Source organism: Streptomyces sp. NPDC001351 (genome assembly GCF_042896045.1).
Taxonomy (GTDB): Bacteria; Actinomycetota; Actinomycetes; order Streptomycetales; family Streptomycetaceae; genus Streptomyces.
The window spans coordinates 60,476-81,102 of the sequence record NZ_JBIAWS010000024.1 but is presented as its reverse complement, the minus strand read 5'-3'; the positions used below and the strand labels follow the sequence as shown (position 1 = coordinate 81,102).

Sequence of the window (20,627 nt, the reverse complement as noted above, 5' to 3'; positions counted from 1 at the left end):
CCCTCGCCAGTGGGCGGGGGCGAGGCCACGGCTGGCGGCTGCCGCGCAGTCCGCGTCAGTCCACCCAGCCTTCGATGATCACGTGGTGGTCGTTTGTTCCGCAGGCGGCTTCGACGCGAGGAGCGGGAAGCTGAACCGGGATTTCTAGGTCAGGACCAGCCAGCGGCGGCCGTCGATCAGCTCTCGGGCCGCGTCGAGGTGGCCGGCGTGGCACGCAGTTTCGGCGATGACATGCAGCAGGACGTCGCGCAGGGTGTGCAGGTGCGGTTCACCGAACAGGTCGCGGGGCCACCAGGCCAATGCGGCGTCGGCAGGGGTGGCGGTGATGATGGCATCGGCGAGTTCTGTCTCCTGCCGGTATCGGTCGAGCACGTCGTTGGTCGGCACCTCCGGGGCCACCTTCCACGCTTCGTCGCCGCTCGTCAGGCCGCGGATGACCTCCTCATCCCCGGCGACGACCGCGCCGAACCAGAACCGCTCCACATCTAGCGCCTGGGCTTAGATGGGGATCTTGGTGATGTCAGGGCGCAACGGGGAGGTTAGCGAGGTGCCGCGAGTACGTCCCGGAGTACGTTCGCGAGCGTGACGCGGGCCAGCTCGTGTCTCAGGGTCTCCTCGATTCCCTCGTAGATGCTCTGCATTGCCGGCTGGATGCCGTGACCCACCACGCATTCCTGGTCCGGGGTGGTGCGGTGCATTGCGAACAGCGGGCCGGGTTCCACTGCCTCGTACACGTCGAGCAGGGTCATCGACTCCAGCTCGCGTGCCAGCGACCAGCCCGCGCCCACGCCCCGCCGGGACTCCACGAGCCCGGCCCTGCGCAGCTCGCCGAGCAGCCGTCTGATCACCACGGGGTTGGTGTTCGCGCTGGTCGCGATCTGCTCGGAGGTGGCGACCTCATGGCCCTGGCGCTGGTAGAGGCCGATCCAGGCCAGTGCGTGGGCGGCGATGGTCAGTCTGCTGTTGGCGCTCATGGACTCCTCCTATCGGCCTCGGCCGCAACGCTTCATGTTACGGCAGTCGTAACAGTGAAGGTTGCAACATGCTGTCGTAACAATTAATGTTGCGACTGTCGGAAAGGATCAATCAATGAGGTGAGAAGAATGAGCAAGCCACTCACGGGCAAGGTCGCCCTGGTCACCGGGGGATCGCGCGGACTGGGAGCCGCGACCCTACGGCTGCTGGCCGAGCAGGGCGCCGACGTCGCCTTCACCTATGTCAGCTCCGAGAAGCAGGCGCAGGCCGTCGTCGACGAGGTGCACGGCACGGGAGCCAAGGCCGTCGCCTTCAAGTCCGACCAGGCGGACACGAGCCGGGCGCCGGCGCTGATCGACGACGTGGTCGCGCACTTCGGCGGCCTGGACATCCTCGTCAACAACGCGGCGATCTCGGTGGAGCAGGGCCGCACGGTGGACGACCCGGACGCCGACACCGCCGCACTGGACCGGATGCACGCCACCAACTACCTCGGCGTGATCGCCGTCATCCGGGCCGCCTCCCGAGTGCTGCGCACGGGCGGCCGCATCATCACGGTGAGTTCCGGACTGGGCTCCCGGGTCGGCGTCCCGGGCGTTGCCGACTACTCGGCTACCAAGTCAGGCATCGAGAGGTACACCATGGGGGTCGCACGGGACCTCGGGCCCCGCGACATCACGGCCAACGTCGTGGAAGCCGGGCTGATGGACAGCGGCATGCAACCGCCGGACCCCGACACCCTCAAGGCCCTGCTCAGCTCGCTGTCCCTGCAACGCATGGGGCACCCCGACGAAATCGCCGCGGCGATCGCCTTCCTGGCGAGCCCCGCCGCGTCGTACGTCACGGGCGCGGTGCTGGACGCCCACGGCGGCTACAACGCCTGAACCCGAATCCCTGCCGCGCGCCCCGAAGGACATCGCGTCTTCGGGGCGCGCACCGCCAACGACCCGCGTGTGCGTGGACACGCCTCAAGAAGCCCGGATCGTGATCGTGTTACGTGCTCTTATGCCCTTGGGAGCGATTGAGCTGGGGGTGCTCATCGAGAGCCGGAGCCGGCCTGAGATCCGTCACTCGTGAGCACACCACCAGACGGGTTGCCCGTCTACCGAGTCCTGACCGGACCGGACGACGCCACGTTCTGCCACAGGGTGAGCGAGGCGATCGGCCTCGGTTACGAGCTGTACGAAGGCCCCGCCGTCACCTTCAACGGTGAGAACGTCATCGCCGCTCAGGCGCCGATCTAACGACCCCGTGCACGGTTGACCGCAGCTCGCCGAGAGTTGCGGTCCTGGCAGTGGGCACGCTTGAACGCGGCGGGATAGAGCGGCGTTCTGCTGGTGTGAGAGCAGTGCAGCGATGGCTTGGACGATGTCGCTCATGTGCTCGCGACGGCCAAGGTGGCGGGCAAGGGCCCCAGTTCTTCAAGTGCGCGATGCCATGCTCGACGCGGATACGCCGTGAAGAATGCGCTCTGCGCTGGAGTTCGTGCCGCTCCTCGTACCAAGCGGGAGCGTTCTTCTTGAACTTGCGGTGTGGTGGTGTGACCACCCGTCCGCAGGTCTGGGCACCCATGCCCTGGTAGCCGGCGTCCGCGAGGATCTCCATGATGGCAATCGCCGACATGGTGATCACCGACGTCACCTCGCTCGGCAGCAGCGGGCACCTGTGGAACTCGCAGACCCAGACCGGCCTGGGCAACGACGGCTGCGGCACCATCACCGGCTAGGGGCCGTGCGGCGGGAAGGGCGGCGTCGCCAGCCTTCCCGCCGACGGTCCGACGGTGGTGCCGCTCAGCTGCCCGTGGTGGTGCGCAGGCGGGCGAGGAGCGCCGTGCCGTCCGGGGTGCCCAGGCCGGTGCAGGGGTCCCAGCCGGGGGCGGCCTTGTAGCCGACGTTGTTCCCCTTGGTGATGTCGTGGAAGCCGGGCGCCGTGTGGCCGGGGGTGGTGCCGGCGTACAGCAGCGGCTGGAGCAGGCCCAGGCGGTGGCCGAGGGCCTCGGTGAGCCGGCAGGTGAGGGCTGCCCACAGCGGGGCGACCGCGCTGGTGCCGCCGACGACTTGTTGCTGCCCGTCGACGAGGACCCGGTAGCCGGTGCCGGGGTCGGCGTCGCCGGCCACGTCCGGCACCCCGCGTCCCGTGCCGCCCCCGCGGCGGTTCGGGACGCCCGCCCCGGACTGCCAGGAGGGCAGCGGGAACACGTCGCTGACACCGCCGCCGGTCCCGGTGCCGTTGCTGTGCCAGACGGTCTCGGAGGTGAGGGTGCCGGTGGCCGTGTCGCCGATCAGCCGGGTGCCGCCGCAGGCCAGCGCGAACGGGCTGGAGGCGGGGAAGTCGGTGTGAACATGGTGGTCCTGGGCGCCGTCCGTGGCGAGGTTGTCGCCTGAGGCCGCGCAGACGGTGACACCGAGGGCGGCGGCGTCGGCCAGGGCCTGGTCGAACAGGTCGCGGCCCTGGGCGGTCCAGGCGTCCTCGTTGGCGCCCCAGCTGATGCTGACCGCGGCCGGAGTCGGGGTGGCGTGGACGGCGGTGGTCAGCGCGTCGACGAATCCCTGGTCGGTGTTCGGGGCGAAGTAGACAAGCTGCCGGGCGGCGGGCGCCAGCGCGCCGGCGACCTGGATGTCGAGCAGTACCTCGCCGTCGGCGCCGTCGGGGTTTCCCTCCGGGCTGTTGCCGCCGCCGTCGACGCCCACCGCGGTGACGCTGGGGGCGGGGCTGATGCCGAGGCTCCTGAAGTACTGGTCGAGGTCTCCGGTGGTGAAACCGCCGCCGAGTTCGATGATCGCCAGCACCTGGCCGGTGCCGGAGGTGCCCGCCGGGAAGTTGTAGAAGACGCCGAGTTCCGGGGGAGCGTAGGAGGTCTCGGCGGCGGCCTCGTGGCGGCGCACATAGGGGCGTGCCTGGGGGCGGTCGTCCAGGCCGAGGACGCCGACGACGATGCCTTCCCAGTCGGCGAGGATGTCCAGCGCGCCGGTGCGCTGCCGGTGCCGTACGAGCGCACCGGTGTGCGGGTCCGGGCTCTCCACCTGCTGCAGTGCCTGCGGGTCCACGACGTGGCGCAGCTGGCCGAGCGTGCCGGCGATCTTGATGCGGCGGGCGCCCTCGTGTGCTTCGGTCACCTGCAGGCCATGCTCCTCGGCGGTGCGACGGACCAGGTCGACGTCCTTCGGGTCCGCGCCGTACCGCTCGGCCAGTTCCTGTGGGGTCACCGTGTCGGTGCCCTCGACCAGGTCCTGCGGGATCGGTGCGCGGCGGCGCAGGACGAGGGTGATCTCGAGGGGCTCGGAGTCCTCCACCGGGCCGATGACGTGCGCATCCGGGACCGGTGCGCGCAGGCTGGCGGCAAGGGGGAGCTTGTGCGTGGATGCCATCTGAGGATCTCTTTTCTCTCTCCGCCGCGGCTTTCCCCCCGGACCTCGGGCCGGCCCGGGGCACTGCGCGGCGCTCTGTCAGGTGCGGGGGATGAGGTGGCGGGCGACGAGGGCGGCGTGCACCTGCTCCAGGTGCGAGATCTCGTGCCGGGCCGGGTTGCTGCCGGTGGAGACGGGGACCGTGACGCCGGCGAGCGGGTCGTCGGTCCTGGCCTGCGTGCGCGTGAGCACCGCGCCGATGCCGGGGGCGGCGCCGTCGCGGGCGGTGAGCGCGGGGAGGTTCCAGCGCTGCTCGACCGTCTTGAGGACGGAGGTGTGGTCCAGCGGGGTGCTGCCGTCGGGCACGCGGAAGACGGTGCCGGGCTCGATGAGCGGGGAGACCAGCACTGTGGGCACTCGCACGCCGAAGCGGGTGAAGTCGAAGCCGAACTGTCCCGCCGAACCGTCCGGCGGGAGAGCCCCGTTCGGTGGGGGGACGTGGTCGTAGCAGCCGCCGTGCTCGTCGTAGGTGACGATCAGCAGTGTGCTCGTCCAGGCCGGTCCGTCGCGCAGGGCCCGGTACACGTCGTGGATGAGCTGTTCGCCCAGGGCGACGTCGTAGTTGGGGTGCTGGCTGTTGCCGGTGGAGCGCCAGCTGGGCTCCAGGAAGGTGAACGCGGGCAAAGTGCCGCCCGCGGCGGCGGCCCTGAAATCGGAGAACAGCCCGAAGTGCGAGGCCGGTGCGTGCACCGTGTCGGGGAAGTTCCCCCGGGTCAGCGGCTGTTTGTCGTAGCCGTACACCGCCCAGTCGATGCCGTGCTCGGAGAGCATTCCGAAGACGCTGGGGGTGGCGAAGGTGTGGGTGGCGTCGTCCATGTGGCCCAGGCTGGTGGCCGCGCACGCGAACGCCCGGTTGGGCAGGGTCTCGGTCGGCGCCGAGCAGAACCAGTGGTCGGCCACCGCGAACCCTCGCGCCAGCCCCGACAGTACGGGCAGTGCCTGCGGGGTGAAGCAGCCCATGATGTCCGCCGCGGTGGTCCCGGGATACACCGGGCGGTGCTGAGCCGCGCGCAGGACCAGGGTGTCGGCGTAGTCGGTGACGAAGCCGTCGTTCGTCGCCGCGGGTGCCGGTGTGCCGGGCGTGGGGGTGCCTAACAGCTGCCTGTTGGTGGACGCGTAGCCCTCGCCCGGGTTCGCGCCGGGCATGAAGTAGGCGTGCGGGGCGGTGCCGTCGATCCGGAACACCGTGACCTGCCCGCCGTGCCCGTCCGGGTTCGACTCGGTGCCGGTCAGGCCCTCGTACGGCTGCTGCGACGGTGAGACGTTGCCCTCGTCGGCGTAGAGCCAGCCGAGCATGTGGTCGAACGAGCGGTTCTCCAGCATCAGCACGACCAGGTGCTCGATCGCGCCCAACTGCCCTGCGTCTTCCGGCATGACACGCCTCCCCCGAGGGCCGGCCCGGTACGGCGGTGTCCTGACCCCTCGCCGCACCGGGCCGCAAACCAGTCCCCACCACAATCCCACGAACCAGAGCGATCCGGGGTGTTTCCGACGAACCCGGGCGCCTGAGAATCCCTGTGTACGACAGGCCGGCCGCCGCGCGGCAGGGGTGTCAGACCCGGCGATTACGCTGCCGTTCGCCGCGGCATCAGCCGATGGTGTGCCGGTCTCCAGTCCGACGAGGTCGTCGGCGGCGAGGAGCCCTGCCCGGCTGCGCAACAGGTCAGCCAGGTACGCCTCGAGGTCGGGCCGGTAGGAGACATCGGTGCGGAAGTGGTCACAGCCCACACAGCGGAACCGGATCGGGCAGCCGTGTCCGAAGGCCGTGGCGTTCGAGGGGTGCTGGCAGACACCGTAGGGGACGCTGAGACCTCGACACCCTCGCCGCCCAGGGGCGTCCTCGAACGCGTCAGTGGCGGGCCCGCACCCTGCTGCTGCGGCGAGGAGCCGCCCTTCGCGCTGCGCGCCCACGAGGCGGTCGGCGCCAAACGCCGGATCGCCGCCGAGATCTCCGCGCTCGTCGCCGACGGCGAGAGCGTCCTGCTGGACAGCGGCACCACCTGCCTGGAGGTCGCCCGTCTCCTGTGTGAGCGGCCCGTCACCGTGATGCGCCTGTCCCAGGCGTCGCTGTGCGCACTGCTGAACCTGCTCTGGGACACCGGCCACCACGTGCTGGCCTTCAAGGAGACGACGGCCTGAAAGGGCGCTGAACACCGTTTGCACTACCGGTAGTTGAGCTCGGCAAGTTCGGCGGCGAGCTTCTTGGGCAGGGCCGTGTGGCCGAGCAGGGGGAGCACGGTGTTGCGTGTCCCGCGTGCGATCGGGTTGCGCGTGGTGGCGACACAGGTCATCCGGTGGGTGAAGGCGACCACCCGCTGGGCCACGGGGCGGCGTTGCGCCTCGTAGCCGTCGAGCTGCCCGGATGCCAGCGCCCGGCCGAGGGCGTAGCCGTCCTGGATGCCCGTGTTCATTCCCTGGCCGCCGGCGGGGCTGTGGACATGGGCGGCGTCGCCGGCCAGCAGCAGGCGCCCCGCGCGGTAGCGGTCGGCCACCCGGTGGTGCACCCGGAACCGTGACGACCAGGCCAGGCCGGTGACCTTGGCCTGGCCGGGGGCGCGCTCGTCCAGTAGGCGCTGGACGAAGGCGAGGCCCGGTGTGGCGGGCGCGTCGTCCACGGTGGCGACGACCCGGTAGTGGCCGCCTGGGAGCGGGGCGACGACGGTGAGGCCCGCGGTGCCGAAGGTGAGCGAGACCTCGCTGGGGCCGGGGGACCAGTCCATCAGGACGTCGGCGAGGACGAAGGACTCGGCGTAGGCACTGCCGGTGAAACCGATGCCCGCCGCTTGGCGCACGGTGCTGTGCATGCCGTCGGCGCCGACGGCATACGCGGCGCGCAGCGTCTGGCCGGTCGTCATGGTGAGTGTCACGCCGTCCTCGTCCTGGACGACGGAGGCGACCTCGTAGGGGCGGTGTACGTCGCCGCCGAGCGCGCGCAGCCGGTCCAGCAGCACGTTTTCGGTCTCGTACTGAGGGACCATGAGCGTGTACGGGTGAGGTGTGGGCAGCCTGTCGAACGGCACGGTCAGCAGCCTGCGGGCGCCGTCGCGGACGGCGAATCGCGTGACCTGGACGCCTCGCGCGATCAGCTCCTCGGAGGCTCCCAGCTCGTCCAGGACCTCTAGGGTGCGGGCATGGACGACGGCGGCACGCGAGGTGTTCGCCCCCTCGGCCAGCCGTTCCAGGACGACGAAGTCGAAGCCGGCCGAGGCGAGCGTGACGGCGAGCGCGAGCCCGGTCGGGCCGCCGCCCACGATGGCGACCTCCGTACGGTCAGGGAGTGCAGTGGGGTTCATGTCTCTTTCCTCCAGGGCGCGAGTCAACGGCTGTTGGCCAACGCTTGTTGGCCAACGCTCGTTGACATGATGCGTGGCTTCGCACTGGAAAGTCAACATGCGTTGGCCTACAGTCGTTGACATGACGCAACCCGCCGGGATCACCAGCACCGATCGGCGTTCGGATCGCACCAAGGCCGCGATCCTGCGCGCCGCACGCGAACGATTCGCAGCCCAGGGCTACGAGCGCACCACCATCCGAGCCGTGGCCTCCGACGCCGGCATCGACCCCTCGATGGTCATGCGCTACTTCGGAAACAAGGCCCAGCTCTTCGACGCGACACTCACCATCGACCTGCGCCTGCCCGATCTCACGGGCGTCCCGGCGGACAAGCTCGCCCAAGCCCTGGTGCGGCACTTCCTCGAACGCTGGGAGGGCGACCCGGCCGATGACGCGCTGCTCGTCCTGATGCGGTCGGCGGTCACCAACGAACAGGCCGCGGCGCGGATGCACGAGATCTTCGCGGCGCAGGTCGCACCGACGCTTGCCGCCGCCCTGGGCCCAGAGGCCGTCGCACAGCGCGCGGGCCTGGTCTCCGCGCAACTCCTCGGCCTTGGGCTCACCCGCTATCTGCTGCGCCTCCCTGCAGTGACCACCCTGACACCGGACGAGATCGAAAGAGGGCTGGCCCCGGCCATCCAGGCCGTACTCGACCCCGAGCAGGGCCGCTCTCTCACCGTCACGGGTGGGCAATAGCCCCCGAGTTCCGCGTTCGTCCCCCAGGTCCTGGCACCGCTGAGAGTGCCAGGATCTGGGCCTGGTACCGGCTCTGGCCGTAGTACGCGATCTGCGCGAGTACCGGGCGCCGGTGAACGAGGGGGAGCTCTCCGAGTTCGAGACCGATGTGTTGGCGGAGTTCGTTCCGGCCAGGGCTTCGGCCCATCTGGTCGACGGCACGATGCGCAGCGACGCCAAGCACCTGGAGCTGATCCGGGACTGGTTCGGCCGTCCGCTGTGGGAGGTGACTACTCCCCCTCGTAGACGAGGGGGCTTCTCGTCAAGCTGGTTGGGCTTGGCGACGGGCCAGCCCGGCCCGCAGAACGTTGGAAGCCCCCACGGTGTCGGCGTGCGCGTGGTGGCCGCAGCTGACGCAGTGGAACTTCTCCTGGGTGGGCCGGTTCTCCTTGGCGGTGTGCCCGCATGCGGGGCATCGCCGGGAGGTGTTGCGGGGGTCCACAGCCATCACTTCCCGTCCGGCGCATTCTGCCTTGGCGGTGAGGATCTGGAGGAACACCCCCCATCCGGCATCGGCGATCGAGCGGTTGAGTCCGGCCTTCGCCCCGGCCCCGTTGGGCAGGAAACCGCCTGGCTGTTCGGGGTCCGGCTTTGATGCCGGGCTCTTGTTCATGTTGCGGATGGTGAGGTCTTCGTGCGCGATGAAGTCGTGCTCACGCACGAGGGCAAGAGCGGTCTTGTGGGCGTGGTCCAGGCGCTGACGGCGCACCTTGCGGTGCAGGCGGGCGACAGTGTCCACGGCCTTGCGGCGCCGCTTGCTGCCGCGCTTGCACCGGGACAGGGCCTGCTGTGCGGCTTCGAGATCGGCGGCGGCCTTGTGGCCGTAGCGGGGATTGGGTACGAACTCGCCGCCCGAGTCCGCGAGGAAGTTGGCTATGCCCATATCGACGCCGACCACGGAGCCGGTTGGCGGCAGCGGCTCGGGGGCGGTCTGCTCGGCGGTCAGGATGACGTACCAGCGGCGCCCTTCCCGCTTCACGCTGACTGTCTTGACCTTTCCGGCCACCGGCCGGTGCTGCTTGACCTTGACATGCCCGACGCCCTGAAAACGTACGCGGGTTGGCCGGTCGTGCGGCGTACTGTCCCAGCGGCAGCCGTCCCCGTCCTTGGGGAAGTCCACCGTGTCGAACCGCAGCCCCGAGCGGAACCTCGGATACCCCGGCGCCTCGCCTGCCTTGACACGGCGGAAGAACGCGGCGAACGCCTTGTCCAGGCGGCGCAAGGTCGCCTGCTGCGAGCTGAACGACCAGCGACCCTGACGCTCCGGATCGAAGGCCCGGATGTCCTTGAGCTGCCCGGACTGCTGCCCGTACCGGACCGTCGTCTTCGAGACGTGCTGGTACGCGGACCGCCGCTCCTCCAACGCACCGTTGTAGAGGGAACAGTGATCCCGCAGCATCTCGCCGAGCGACTGGGCCTGACGGACGGTCGGGTACATCAGGAACTTGTACGCACGGATCAACGGGATCACCCCCTCCAACTGTTGTGATCACCCTAGTGCGGGCCACTGACAACGGCGGTCCGCCTCACGGCGACTCGCCGCTCCTTGCCCTGCTCCGCAGGAGCTTCGTTTCACCCCCCACGTGAAGGTGGGGGTACCCACGAAGGAGACAGGATGGTCATCGCCAGGCCTGGTCCCCGTCAGGATGGCGGGGCGGTCAGGACGGCCTTGGCGGCTAGCCGGAGATTCCTGATCATCGGATTCGGGTCGCCCTTGCGGCTGACCAGGACGACCCTGCTGGGGGGCGCGCCCTCGATCGGGACGGTGACGAGGTCGGGACGCAGTGAGCTGCGCCGATCTCCGACCGGTAGGACGGCGATCGCCCTGCCGCTCGCGACGAGTTCGAGCTTGTCCTCGTAGCTCTCGATCGGCGGCACGCCGGCCCCGAGGATCCGGTAGGAAGCCCAGTCTGCGGTCTCGAAAGTGCACGGCGCTGCCTCTTCGTCGGCCAGTTCTTCCGCGGTCACCGACGCGCGGTCGGCCAAGGGGTGACCGCGGGGGACCACGAGCATCCGGGGCTCCTCGTACAGTGGGGTGGTGTTTACGTCCTCGGCGGCGAGCGGCAGCGGGGTCCGCGCGATCAGGGCGTCGACGCGCTTGTCGGACAGCGCCCCGACGTCGCGGCAGTTCAGATGCCGGGTGGCGATCTCGGCGCTCGGGTGCCGGTGGCGCAGTTCCCGTACCGCGGCAGTGATCACCAGATCTTCGACGTAGCCGATGGTGATGCGTTCGGTCTGGGTTTGTTCACGCACGGCCAGCTCGGCCTGGCGGGCGGCCTGCAGCAAGGCTTGGGCCCGGGGGAGGAATGTCTGGCCGGCCGGAGTGAGCCGGGTGCCCTGGGATGTGCGGTCCAGCAGTCGTGTGCCGAGATATTTCTCGAGCCGTTGGATCTGGCGGCTCAGCGCCGGCTGGGCCACGTGCAGGTCGGCGGCGGCCCGGCCGAAGTGCTGGTGCGTCGCCACCACGGTGAAGTAGCGCACGAGCCGCAGTTCCAGGTCCTGTCCGAGATCGTTCACCCTTGCAGGGTACGTGTCATGCCGTTTCGGAATGACCCGGTTGCCGAACCGGTCTTGGACGGCCATGCCGTCCTGGATCTTGACTGAAGGAGCAACGTCTCCCCGAGAAAGCGACAGGCGCGATGAAGGCAATCCAGTTCCACGAAGCAGGCGGGCCGGAAGTTCTGCGGTACGACGAGGTGCCGGTCCCCGAGATCGGCCCGGGTGAGGTGCTCGTCCGGGTGCACGCGGCGGGCATCAACCCGCCGGACTGGTACCTGCGTGAGGGGATGAAGGTCATGCCGGCCGAGATGAGGCCGGCGCTGGAGTTCCCCCTGATCCCCGGAACGGACGTGTCGGGCGTGGTTCAGGCGGTCGCTCCGGACGTGCGGGGGTTCGCAGTCGGTGACGAGGTCTTCGGCATGCTGCGGTTCCCCGGATTCGACGGCCGGACGTACGCCGAGTACGTGGCCGCGCCGGCTTCGGACCTGGCTCACAAGCCGGCCGGTATCGACCACGTGCAGGCGGCCGGGGCGCCGATGGCCGTGCTGACGGCCTGGCAGTACCTGGTTGATCTCGGCCACGACGTGCCGTCTCCCTTCACCGGCCAGGTGCACCAGCCGGTGCCGATCACGCCAGGGATGACCGTGCTGGTCAACGGGGCCGCCGGTGGAGTGGGCCACTTCGCGGTGCAGCTGGCGAAATGGAAGGGGGCACACGTCATCGCGGTGGCCTCAAGCCGGCACGAGCAGTTCCTGCGCAAGCTCGGCGCCGACGAGTTCATCGACTACACCACGACGCAGGCCGCGGACGTGGTCAGCGACGTCGACCTGGTGATCGACACCGTCGGTGGCCCGGACAGCTCACGCTTCCTGACCGTGCTCAAGCGCGGCGGCACCATGCTTCCGGTGTTCTTCGCCCAGTACGACCCCGAAGAGACGGCGCGTCTGGACATCACCGTCTCCAACATTCAGGTACGTTCCAACGGCCCCCAGCTCGCCGAGATCGGACGACTGTTCGACGAGGGTAAACTCCAGGTCGGGGTGGACAGCACCTACCCGCTGTCCGAAGCGGGCCGCGCACACACGCGGGCCGCGCAGGGCCACATCCAAGGCAAGATCGTGCTGACGGTGGCCTCGTGATCGCCGAACCCCAGCAGGCCGTTGCGCACTACGCCCACGCCCTGGACGAGCTGAATGTGCCCGAGCTGGAAGCGGTCCTGACCGAAGACACCACCTGGACCTTCACGATGCCCGGACAGCGGGTGCTCGGCCCGGTCGCCGGACGCGCGGCGGTGCTCGAGTTCATCCGTGACGGGCACACGGCCCAGACCGGAAGGGTGCGGCACCACCTGGGCAACGTCGTGGTCACGGCGACGGACGCCGCCACCGCCGAGGTGCGGGCCTATCTGCTGCAGACGAGGAACACCGGCGAGAGCATCCAGATGATCTCGACCGGCGTCTACACGTTCGGCCTGCGCCGGTCCGACGGTGAGTGGCGGATCGCCGAGCTCACCCTGACGCTGGACAACGCCGTGTAGAGCGAGGCCCTGCAGCGCGTGTGGGTGCCGCGCGTGGCCTCGAACCGTCGTTGGGGGCGGGCCGCCGCCAAGGTACTCGGCGGTGGCGGTGAGGTCGCCTCGGGCCGGGCCCGTTCGCGGGCCCGGCCCTTGGCTGCAGACGGTCTGCGGACGTGTGCCCTTCAGTGCTTCTTGTACGCGGCGGTGACCTCGACCTCCACCAGCCAGCCCTTGACCGCCAGTGACGCGACCTCCATCGTGGCGCGCGCCGGACGGGCCTTGTTGGCGACCAGCGGAGCCTTGGGGGCGGAGGTGCCCATCGGGACCGGGACCACTTCCTTGGAGGTGAGGTCGATGTTGGCGAAGTACTGGCGGTACGCGCGGTTCCAGCCCGCGTAGTCGGCGGTGTCGGAGCCGGGCGGTTTCATGAGGTAGCACTTCATCGTGATGACGTCGGCCGGGGTCAGGCCCGCTGCTTCGAGGTTGGTCTTGATGTTGCGCAGGACGACGAGTGCCTGGGCTTCGGTGACGGTGACTCCCGTGGCGCCCTGAGTGAGGGCCGGGTCGGTGTAGAGCTCGGGTGAGTCGGCCGGCGCGGAGGGGTTGAGCGCGGTCGGGCCGAGGCCGCTGCTCTGGTAGAGCGCCACCTCTCCGCCGGTTGCCACTCCGGTGGCGATGGCCGGGTTGGACTGGCCTTCGGGCAGCATGACGCGGATCTCTTGGGAGCCGGGCCACCAGCCCTTGGCCTCGGCGAGTGCGGTGCCGCCGGTGAGGAGCGAGGCGGTCAGGGCCGTACCGATCACCACCTTCGTACGTCGCTTCATGCGGCCATCACCCTTGCGTGGATGTCGGTCACGACCTTGCGGGCCGAGCTGAACGCGCCGTGCTGCCAGGCGATGACATGGCTGAGCCAGTCGCCGGCGAAGTAGACGTGCCCGGCCGGCTGGTTGAGCAGCTTGTATTCGGGACCGGTCTGCGAGGGCCAGCCCACCCAGCCGGCCTCGATGTGAGGCGTGCGATGCCAGGCCACGCTGAAGGAGCGATCGAGTTCGGTGCGGTACTTGTCACCGTGGATCTTCACACCCCGGCTCACCGCCCGCGCGACGCGCTGGGCATGCGGAAGATCGCTGTACGTGACAGCGTTGTCACCGAAGTTGTAGTAGCCGATGAGCGTGCCGCGGCGGCCCTGGTAGCCGTACGAGGGGTACCAGATGGTCGACAGGTCGGTGTCGGTCGGTGTGATGCCACCGTAGATGTGCTCGTCCGTCTCCCACCAGCGGCTGCGGTACTCGAGCCCGACCTTGCCGACGGGCGTCGGGACGGCGTACTTGAGCGCGGCGGTGATGTCGGCCCCCAGGTTGTGCTTGAGGCGGGCCATGACCATCGGCGGCATGGCCGCGACGACGAAGTCGGCGCGCTGGGTGCCGGTGCGGCCGCCGGTGTCCTTGTAGGTGACCTCGGCACCGTCCGGCAGGTCCTTGACCTCCAGCATTGTGGCGCCATAGGTGATGCGGTGCTGGCCGATCGCCTTGGCCAGGGCGTACGGGATCGAGTCCATGCCGCCCACCGGCTGGAACATCAGCATGGCCTGGTCGTAGCCGAATTCGAAGGCGAAGCGCTGCCCCACGCCGCTGGCGACGACGTCCGACAACGACGGCACCGGGCCAAGGACTGTGCCCTCCTCGAAGGCCGCGCCCGGTTCGACGGAGTAGCCTCGCCGGTCGGTGCCGGTGTAGGCGTAGCCGTCGGCCTTGCCTTTGATGGCGCCGAAACTCTGCAGGAAGGCGATCAGTTGCTCCTTGTCCTGCGCGGTGAGCCGTGCGTCAAGGGCGCCCTGGTCGGTGGCCTTGGCCAGCAGTTCGGAGATGTAGCCGTAGACGTCGGCCTTCGCCGTGCGCCAGCGCATGGGCTTTCCCGCGAGGGCGGCACTGTTCTCGTGGTAGATGTACGCGTTGGCGTTCTGGTTGGTGAACACCTGGAGTTCGACGCCGAGTTCGCGGCAGTACTCGAGAGTGACGTGGGACTGCGGCAGCCGGGCCGGGCCCGCGTTCATGTACTGGCCTTTGGTGAACGACGCCGTCTGCGTACGTCCGTCGAGGTCGGTCAGTTTCGTGCCGCCGCGGACCGTCCAGTTGCGGCCCCCGGGACGGTCGTTCGCCTCCAGGATCCGGCAGTCGTAACCGGCCTTGCCCAGCTCGTACGCCGTGGCCAGGCCGGCTATGCCGCCGCCCAGCACGAGCACCCTCTTGCCGGCGCGCCCGGTGAGCGTGAAGTCGCTTCGCTGGGGCGACCGGTACTCGTCCGCCCGCACGTCTGGCACCGGGGCGAGCCCGAGTGCGCCCATCGCCGAGTACAGGACTCCGGCACCGCCCGCGGCGCCGACGGAGCTCAGGAAGTTGCGGCGGGATGTGGGGGATTGCTCTGCAGCCATCAATTCCTCCTCGTCCGCACCCCGGGGGCGCGCGCCGTCCGGGGAGCGGTCGTTCGGTCAACCCGGTCACGTGGGGGGCGAGTTGCTGAGGAGACCGGAGGTGCGTCGCCATGAGCCTCCGTCAGGACTGTTACGGCGCCATGCCACTGACGTAACCGGTCCGAGCCGTGAGCGGCGAGCCAGGAGGAAAGGGTGGGCGGGGCAGAGCGGCAACGACCGGGAGCCTGCCGGCCGCAGGGGAAACCCGTTTCATCGATGGGGTCGCACCCTGGCCGACTGTGAAGGGGAGGCCAGGGCCACCGAGCTCGTGGGCACCGGGACCGAGGCAATGCCCAGGGGGAAGTGGTGTGCGGCTGTCGATGCGGCCACGTCCCGTCCGACGTCGTTGATGTGCGGCGCCTCGCCGCGATGACGCGACAGAATCAGACGAGGAGCATGTGGAGCGGCAGCTGCTGAGAGTCTTGAGCTCCAGCATCTCGAGCGATGGGATCGGTGCCAGTGAGCACCCAGGGCTCAAGCGGCCGTTCGGCCACAATCATCGCCTGTACGTGTTCGCGGGGAAGCGCCGGCCGGACGCTCGGCGGTCGGCTCAGGAGTGATGGTCGGACGGTGTCGCGTTCTGGACGGTGAGGAGCCGCACCAGAGAGCCGTCGCCGACCGCGCGCCAGCGGTGCGGAGTGGCTCCCGGGTAGCAGATGCTGTCTCCCGGGCGGAGTACGTGGGATTCGGGCCCGTCGGCGCCCCGCAGTTCGATCTCGATCTCGCCTGCCACGACGTAGACGAACTCGTCGCCGGGGTGGTCGTAGTACTCCTCGAACCGTTCGGCCGCACCGATGTGCTCCACGGGGTGGACGGAGAAGGCGGGGGCGCCGAGCATGCGTGCCGTGCCGCCGGGCCTGGCCACGTTCAGGCCCTCGCCGGAGCGTACGACGTGGGCCGAACCGGCGGGGGCGTCGGGATGCGGCACCGCCGCCGTGGCCATGAGGGCCTGTTGGGTGGTGCCGAGGGCGCGGGCGATGCGGTGCAGGGACGGCATGCTCGGGCGGGTGAGCCCGCGCTCCAGCTGGCTGAGGAACGGATGGGACAGCGCGGCACGCTCGGCGAGCTGGACGAGGGTCAGGCCTCGCTCCTTGCGCAATTTCCGGATCGCGCCGCCGAGTTCGGCGCGCAGCAGTGCGTCGGTGTCCCCGGTGGCGGGCGACGTGCTGTGGGCGGGTTGGGCCGGCATGGCAGGAATCCTAAAGGGTCGGGGGCGGCGGGCCGGGAGGGGCCGGGGGAGTGCCGCGAGGGGGTTTACGCCCGTGAAACACCCGGCCCCTACGCTGAATGTTGATGGCACGAACATTCTAGCTTCAGGGAGCCCTCATGGCCGCGGCCACCTCCGACCGTTCCGTTGTCTCCCCGCCGGATTCCGTCTTCCTCGACGCCATGGCAGCCCTCGCCGGGGGCGTGTGCGTCGTCACCGCCCTGACGGCCGAAGGGCGCCCGGTGGGCTTCACCAGTACCGCCGTGATGAGCCTGAGCCGCGCGCCGCAGCTGCTCGCCATCGGGGTGGGGCGCAGCGGCCGTTCGCTGCCCGCGCTGCTCGACGGCCGCAGGTTCGCGCTGAACATCCTGCACTCCGGGGGCGAACACGTCTCCCGGCGGTTCGCCGACCGCACCGGGGACCGGTTCGCGGACCTGGAGTGGTCGGCCGAGGAGCACGGCGGGCTGCCGCTGCTGCTCGCCCACAGCTCGTACGCGGTGCTGTGCCGCGTCGTGCGCGACCTCCCGGCCGGCGACCACCACCTGCTCGTCGCGGCCGTGGACGACGTGGTGACCGGAACCGGCGGACCGACCGCCCTCGTGCACCACGACCGGCGCTACCACGCGCTCGGCGCCGCGTGAGCGGCCCCGCCTGGTTCCAGGTCGCCGAGACCGGGCCGGGCGCCTTCGTGATCGCCGAGCCGGGCCACGTCAACAGCTATCTCGTGCTCGGCGACGACATGGCACTGCTCTACGACACGGGCATGGGCATCGCCGACATCGGCGAGCAGGTCCGACGGCTGACCCGCCTGCCCCTGTTGGTCGTCAACTCGCACCACCACTTCGACCACCGCGGCGGCAACGCCTCCCTTGTCGCGCACGCCGAGGACATCGCCGTACACGTCGAGGGAGCCGCACTCCACACGGATCCCGCTCCGCGCGAGTGGCTGGAGGCGTACGGGCACGTCGCGCACGACCTGAGGAAACGGTACGAGGAGTTCCATGCCGTGGACGCCGGCGGGTTCTTCCTGACCGACTCCCGCGTCGAGGTGCGGCCGGTGCCCGACCTGGCCGACTGGCGGATCGAGGCCGTACGCCCCACCCGGCTGCTGCGTGAGGGAGACGTCCTCGACCTGGGCGGCCGCAGCCTCCAGGTGTTGCACACGCCCGGGCACTCACCGGACGGCATCTGCCTCTGGGAGTCGGAGACCGGGCTGCTGCTGGCCGGTGACACCCTCATCAGCGGCACCCTCTTCGCCCATGTGCCCGGCGCCGACGTGAGCGCTTTCGCCGCCTCGACCCGTCGACTCGCCGAACTGCCCGTCACCACCGCGCTGCTGGGCCACAACCTGCGGCACCGGGAGTCGGCGGACTTCGTGGCCCGGGTGGCCGGCGCCTTCGCGGCCGTACGGGACGGCCACACCCGCCCGTACACCTCCACCGACATGTTCGGCGCCCCCGTACGCCGTCATGACTTCGACGGTTTCGCGGTGCTCACCGCGCCGCACGGAACGGAGCGCTGACGTGCCCACTTTGCTGCTGCGCGGTGCACAGGTGCCCGGGGGAGAGGTCCGTGACGTCCTCCTCGATCCGGACAGCGGGCTCGTCGCCCAGGTGGCCCCGCCCGGTGCGCTTCCTCCCGCCTCGGACGAACTCGACCTGAGCGGCTGGCTGCTGCTGCCCGCCGGCGCCGAACCGCACGCACACCTGGACAAGGCCCTGACCTGGGACCTGACGGGCGCCCCGGCGGGAGACCTGCTCGCCGCCATCGACGCCTGGCGCGCGTATGCCGTGCGCGTCACCGAGGACGACGTCTTCCGGCGGGCCAAGGCGACGGCCGACGAACTGTGCGCGAACGGCGTGACCGCGATCAGGACCCACGTGGACCTCCTCACCGCGGGCGGTGATCCGCTGCGGAGTCTGCGTGCCCTGCTGCGGTTGCGCAGGCAACTCCGGGGACGTGTGCGCCTCCAGATCGCCGTCCTGCACGTCGACGCACCGGAGGAACTCCTGCACGAGGCCCTCGACCTCGGCGCGGACCTGCTGGGCGACTGCCCGCACCTGTCCACCGACCCCTCGGAGTCCGTGCGCCGCACCCTGCGCATCGCTGCCGAGCACCACGTCGGCGTCGACCTGCACGCCGACGAGACGCTTGACCCGGGTGCGGGGGATCTGCGCCTGCTCGCGCGGGCCGTCCGCGAGCAGGGCTTCGCCCTCGGTGTCACCGCGAGCCACTGCGTCAGCCTCGGCACGGTGGCGCCGGACGAGGCGGCCCGCACCGCCAAGGAGGTCGCCGCCGCCGGGATCGGCGTGGTCACCCTCCCGCTGACGAACCTCTACCTCCAGGGCCGCGCCCGCACCTCGTGCACTCCGCGCGGACTGACCGCGGTGCGTGCGCTGCTGGACGCGGGCGTGCCGGTCGCGGCCGGTGGCGACAACGTCCGGGACCCGTTCAACCCCGTGGGCCGGGCCGATCCCCTGGAGACCGCGTCCCTGCTGGTCACGGCCGGTCATCTCACCCCGGGCGAGGCGCTGCACGCGGTCACCGCGGGCGCCCGCGCGGTCCTCGGGCTCCCGGCGGCCGGACCGTACGAGGGTGCGGTCGCCGACCTCCTGGCGGTGCGCGCACGGTCCGTCTCGGAGGTGCTCGGTGCGTCCTGCCCCGAGCGGCTCGTCTTCGCCGGCGGGCGCCTCGTCAGCCGTACATCGGTGGTCCGCGAGCTTTTCTGAACCGGGCCGCTCGCGCTGAACGGGACCGTTTCGGCGAACAGATACGGCCAGGACACTGGCCGGAAACAATCAATGTTCATGCTATCAACATTCCTGACTGTGGCACTGAAGGGAGCTGATGTGCCGACCATCGCCGAGGAGACGCTCGACGCGGCGCTGCGATTCGAGAGCGTCGACAAGCACTTCGCCAATGGGACCACCGCCCTCACCGGACTCGAACTCTCCATCGCCCCGGGCGAGTTCGTCGCGGTCGTCGGCCCCTCGGGCTGCGGCAAGTCCACCCTGCTCCGCCTCGCCTCCGGTCTGGACACCGCCACCGGCGGCACGGTCCACGCCCCCGTCGACTTCGTCGGCTACGTCTTCCAGGACCCCACCCTGCTGCCCTGGCGCACCGTCCTCGCCAACGTCGAGTTGCCCGCCGAACTCGCCGGGACGGCGAAGGCCGACCGCCGCGCACGAGCCCTGGACGCCCTGCGGCTGGTGGGTCTGGAAGGCGCCGAGAGGCAGCTGCCGGGACAGCTCTCCGGCGGCATGCGCATGCGGGTCTCCCTGGCCCGCGCCCTCATGACCCGGCCGTCCCTGTTCCTGCTCGACGAACCCTTCGGCGCCCTCGACGAGATGACCCGCCTGCGCATGCAGGAAGAGCTCCAGCGCATCTACGCCGAGACCGGCTTCGCCGCCCTGTTCATCACCCACTCGGTGACCGAGGCGGTCTTCCTGGCGAGCCGGGTCGTGGTGATGTCGGCGCGGCCCGGCCGGATCACCGCCTCCTTCGACGCCCCCTTCCCCCATCCCCGTCCGGCCGAGCTGCGCTACGACCCCGAGTTCGGCCGCATCGCCGGCGAGGTCTCCGCGGCTCTGCGAGGAGGTTTCCAGTGAGCGCCGACATCACCGCCCGCGCCGAAGTGACCGTACCCGCAGCGGATGTGACGACGACCGAACCGGCGCCGCCGGCCCGTCGGCGCCGCATCCGGCCCGCCGCGGTGCTCACCCCGCTCGGCTCACTCGGTGCGGCCATCGGCATCTGGTACGCCGTGAGCTATCTGCTGCTCAGCCCCGCCCGGCGCTTTCTCGTCCCGCCGCCCGACCAGGTCCTCACCGTGTCGTTCCTCGACTGGACCCACCTGCAGCCGATGCTGCGGGCGCTGTGGCTCACCGCCCAGGTCGCGCTCGTCGGCCTGCTCATCGCCTCCGCGCTGGGCGTGACGGCGGCGGTGCTGATGAGCAGGGCGCGCTGGCTGGAACGCTCCCTGTACCCGTATGCGGTCATCCTGCAGACCGTGCCGATCCTCGCGATCGTGCCGCTGATCGGCCTCTGGTTCGGCTTCGGCTTCACCAGCCGGGTGGTCGTCTGCGTCCTGATCGCCCTCTTCCCGATGATCGCCAACACCCTGTTCGGCATCCAGTCGGTCGACCGCACCCACCACGACCTGTTCACCCTCCAACGGGCGAGCCGCTGGGCCCGCCTGCGCAAGCTCGAGCTGCCCGCCGCCCTTCCCTCGGTCTTCACCGGTCTGCGTACCTCCTCCGGCCTGTCCGTGATCGGCGCGATCGTCGGAGACATGTTCTTCAAGCAGGGCGAACCCGGCATCGGGACCCTGCTCGACGTCTACCGCTCCCGGCTGCAGTCCGAGGACCTCTTCGCGGCGATCATCCTCGCCTCCTTCTTCGGTGTCGCGGTCTTCGCCCTGTTCACCCTCGTCGCCCGGCTCGCCGTCGGCTCCTGGCACGCCTCGGCCGACCGGCCGTAGACCCG

General features: G+C 70.2%; 21 protein-coding genes and 1 pseudogene. 12 read left to right on the top strand and 10 right to left on the bottom strand.

Annotation, left to right across the window (positions count from 1 at the left end; all coding sequences use genetic code 11):
- Window positions 1-144 precede the first annotated feature (144 nt).
- Both ACFY1U_RS48335 and ACFY1U_RS48330 read right to left on the bottom strand, forming a co-directional pair.
- On the bottom strand, window positions 145-483 hold the full coding sequence (locus ACFY1U_RS48335) for a DUF664 domain-containing protein (protein ID WP_390700471.1): 339 nt from the start codon (window positions 481-483) through the stop codon (window positions 145-147).
- A gap of 56 nt (window positions 484-539) precedes the next feature.
- Window positions 540-974, bottom strand: a complete 435-nt coding sequence (locus ACFY1U_RS48330; RefSeq protein ID WP_390700470.1) for an Rrf2 family transcriptional regulator — start codon at window positions 972-974, stop codon at window positions 540-542.
- 129 nt (window positions 975-1,103) lie between these two features.
- Here ACFY1U_RS48330 and ACFY1U_RS48325 point away from each other — a divergent pair, with 129 nt between their 5' ends.
- From ACFY1U_RS48325 to ACFY1U_RS48315, 3 genes are all read left to right on the top strand, one after another.
- On the top strand, window positions 1,104-1,859 hold the full coding sequence (locus ACFY1U_RS48325) for an SDR family NAD(P)-dependent oxidoreductase (protein WP_390700469.1): 756 nt from the start codon (window positions 1,104-1,106) through the stop codon (window positions 1,857-1,859).
- Between the two features lie 189 nt (window positions 1,860-2,048).
- Complete coding sequence (locus tag ACFY1U_RS48320) at window positions 2,049-2,219, top strand: DUF1737 domain-containing protein (RefSeq protein ID WP_390700468.1); 171 nt, start codon at window positions 2,049-2,051, stop codon at window positions 2,217-2,219.
- Between the two features lie 359 nt (window positions 2,220-2,578).
- Window positions 2,579-2,701: a hypothetical protein gene (locus ACFY1U_RS48315; RefSeq protein ID WP_390700467.1), complete on the top strand. Its 123-nt coding sequence runs from the start codon at window positions 2,579-2,581 to the stop codon at window positions 2,699-2,701.
- A gap of 64 nt (window positions 2,702-2,765) precedes the next feature.
- Here the strand turns inward: ACFY1U_RS48315 and ACFY1U_RS48310 are convergent, their stop codons facing one another.
- Both ACFY1U_RS48310 and ACFY1U_RS48305 read right to left on the bottom strand, forming a co-directional pair.
- Window positions 2,766-4,343, bottom strand: coding sequence for a peptidase S53 (locus ACFY1U_RS48310; RefSeq protein ID WP_390700466.1), 1,578 nt, complete (start codon window positions 4,341-4,343; stop codon window positions 2,766-2,768).
- 78 nt (window positions 4,344-4,421) lie between these two features.
- Entirely contained in the window at window positions 4,422-5,756 is a 1,335-nt protein-coding gene (locus tag ACFY1U_RS48305; RefSeq protein ID WP_390700465.1) for an alkaline phosphatase family protein, read from the bottom strand.
- A gap of 434 nt (window positions 5,757-6,190) precedes the next feature.
- Here ACFY1U_RS48305 and ACFY1U_RS48300 point away from each other — a divergent pair.
- Window positions 6,191-6,440: pseudogene (locus tag ACFY1U_RS48300) on the top strand (decarboxylase); the annotation flags it as partial.
- 104 nt (window positions 6,441-6,544) lie between these two features.
- Here ACFY1U_RS48300 and ACFY1U_RS48295 read toward each other — a convergent pair.
- Window positions 6,545-7,675, bottom strand: a complete 1,131-nt coding sequence (locus ACFY1U_RS48295; RefSeq protein ID WP_390700464.1) for an FAD-dependent oxidoreductase — start codon at window positions 7,673-7,675, stop codon at window positions 6,545-6,547.
- A gap of 121 nt (window positions 7,676-7,796) precedes the next feature.
- Between ACFY1U_RS48295 and ACFY1U_RS48290 the strand changes: the two genes are divergently transcribed.
- Window positions 7,797-8,411: a TetR family transcriptional regulator gene (locus ACFY1U_RS48290; protein WP_390700463.1), complete on the top strand. Its 615-nt coding sequence runs from the start codon at window positions 7,797-7,799 to the stop codon at window positions 8,409-8,411.
- A 301-nt stretch (window positions 8,412-8,712) separates the two neighbouring features.
- Here ACFY1U_RS48290 and ACFY1U_RS48285 read toward each other — a convergent pair whose 3' ends face one another.
- A complete protein-coding gene (locus ACFY1U_RS48285; RefSeq protein ID WP_390700497.1) occupies window positions 8,713-9,912 on the bottom strand; it encodes an RNA-guided endonuclease InsQ/TnpB family protein in 1,200 nt (399 codons plus the stop codon).
- Between the two features lie 179 nt (window positions 9,913-10,091).
- Entirely contained in the window at window positions 10,092-10,967 is an 876-nt protein-coding gene (locus ACFY1U_RS48280) for a LysR family transcriptional regulator (protein WP_390700462.1), read from the bottom strand.
- 122 nt (window positions 10,968-11,089) lie between these two features.
- On the opposite strand from ACFY1U_RS48280, the gene ACFY1U_RS48275 reads away from it, so the two are divergent.
- Together ACFY1U_RS48275 and ACFY1U_RS48270 are read left to right on the top strand one after the other, a co-directional pair.
- Window positions 11,090-12,088, top strand: coding sequence for an NADP-dependent oxidoreductase (locus ACFY1U_RS48275; protein ID WP_390700461.1), 999 nt, complete (start codon window positions 11,090-11,092; stop codon window positions 12,086-12,088).
- Window positions 12,085-12,486, top strand: coding sequence for a nuclear transport factor 2 family protein (locus tag ACFY1U_RS48270; protein ID WP_390700460.1), 402 nt, complete (start codon window positions 12,085-12,087; stop codon window positions 12,484-12,486). Before ACFY1U_RS48275 ends, ACFY1U_RS48270 begins: the two co-directional genes overlap by 4 nt.
- 161 nt (window positions 12,487-12,647) lie before the next feature.
- On the opposite strand, the gene ACFY1U_RS48265 is transcribed toward ACFY1U_RS48270, so the two are convergent.
- The 3 genes from ACFY1U_RS48265 to ACFY1U_RS48255 all read right to left on the bottom strand — a co-directional run bounded on the left by ACFY1U_RS48265 (window position 12,648) and on the right by ACFY1U_RS48255 (window position 16,124).
- Complete coding sequence (locus tag ACFY1U_RS48265) at window positions 12,648-13,289, bottom strand: Rid family hydrolase (RefSeq protein ID WP_390700459.1); 642 nt, start codon at window positions 13,287-13,289, stop codon at window positions 12,648-12,650.
- Complete coding sequence (locus ACFY1U_RS48260) at window positions 13,286-14,896, bottom strand: flavin monoamine oxidase family protein (protein WP_390700458.1); 1,611 nt, start codon at window positions 14,894-14,896, stop codon at window positions 13,286-13,288. The genes ACFY1U_RS48265 and ACFY1U_RS48260 overlap by 4 nt, the downstream gene beginning before the upstream one ends.
- 589 nt (window positions 14,897-15,485) lie before the next feature.
- Window positions 15,486-16,124 carry a helix-turn-helix domain-containing protein gene (locus ACFY1U_RS48255; protein WP_390700457.1) on the bottom strand — a complete coding sequence of 213 codons (639 nt, stop codon included), beginning with the start codon at window positions 16,122-16,124 and terminating at the stop codon, window positions 15,486-15,488.
- A gap of 137 nt (window positions 16,125-16,261) precedes the next feature.
- On the opposite strand from ACFY1U_RS48255, the gene ACFY1U_RS48250 reads away from it, so the two are divergent.
- The 5 genes from ACFY1U_RS48250 to ACFY1U_RS48230 all read left to right on the top strand — a co-directional run bounded on the left by ACFY1U_RS48250 (window position 16,262) and on the right by ACFY1U_RS48230 (window position 20,622).
- On the top strand, window positions 16,262-16,783 hold the full coding sequence (locus ACFY1U_RS48250; protein ID WP_390700456.1) for a flavin reductase family protein: 522 nt from the start codon (window positions 16,262-16,264) through the stop codon (window positions 16,781-16,783).
- Window positions 16,780-17,664 carry an MBL fold metallo-hydrolase gene (locus tag ACFY1U_RS48245; protein WP_390700455.1) on the top strand — a complete coding sequence of 295 codons (885 nt, stop codon included), beginning with the start codon at window positions 16,780-16,782 and terminating at the stop codon, window positions 17,662-17,664. The genes ACFY1U_RS48250 and ACFY1U_RS48245 overlap by 4 nt, the downstream gene beginning before the upstream one ends.
- A 1-nt stretch (window position 17,665) precedes the next feature.
- Window positions 17,666-18,871: an amidohydrolase family protein gene (locus ACFY1U_RS48240; protein ID WP_390700454.1), complete on the top strand. Its 1,206-nt coding sequence runs from the start codon at window positions 17,666-17,668 to the stop codon at window positions 18,869-18,871.
- 120 nt (window positions 18,872-18,991) lie between these two features.
- The gene (locus ACFY1U_RS48235; protein ID WP_390700453.1) at window positions 18,992-19,750 is read left to right on the top strand and encodes an ABC transporter ATP-binding protein; all 759 of its coding nucleotides are present in this window, start codon (window positions 18,992-18,994) and stop codon (window positions 19,748-19,750) included.
- Entirely contained in the window at window positions 19,747-20,622 is an 876-nt protein-coding gene (locus ACFY1U_RS48230; protein ID WP_390700452.1) for an ABC transporter permease, read from the top strand. The genes ACFY1U_RS48235 and ACFY1U_RS48230 overlap by 4 nt, the downstream gene beginning before the upstream one ends.
- The last annotated feature ends 5 nt before the right edge of the window (window positions 20,623-20,627 follow it).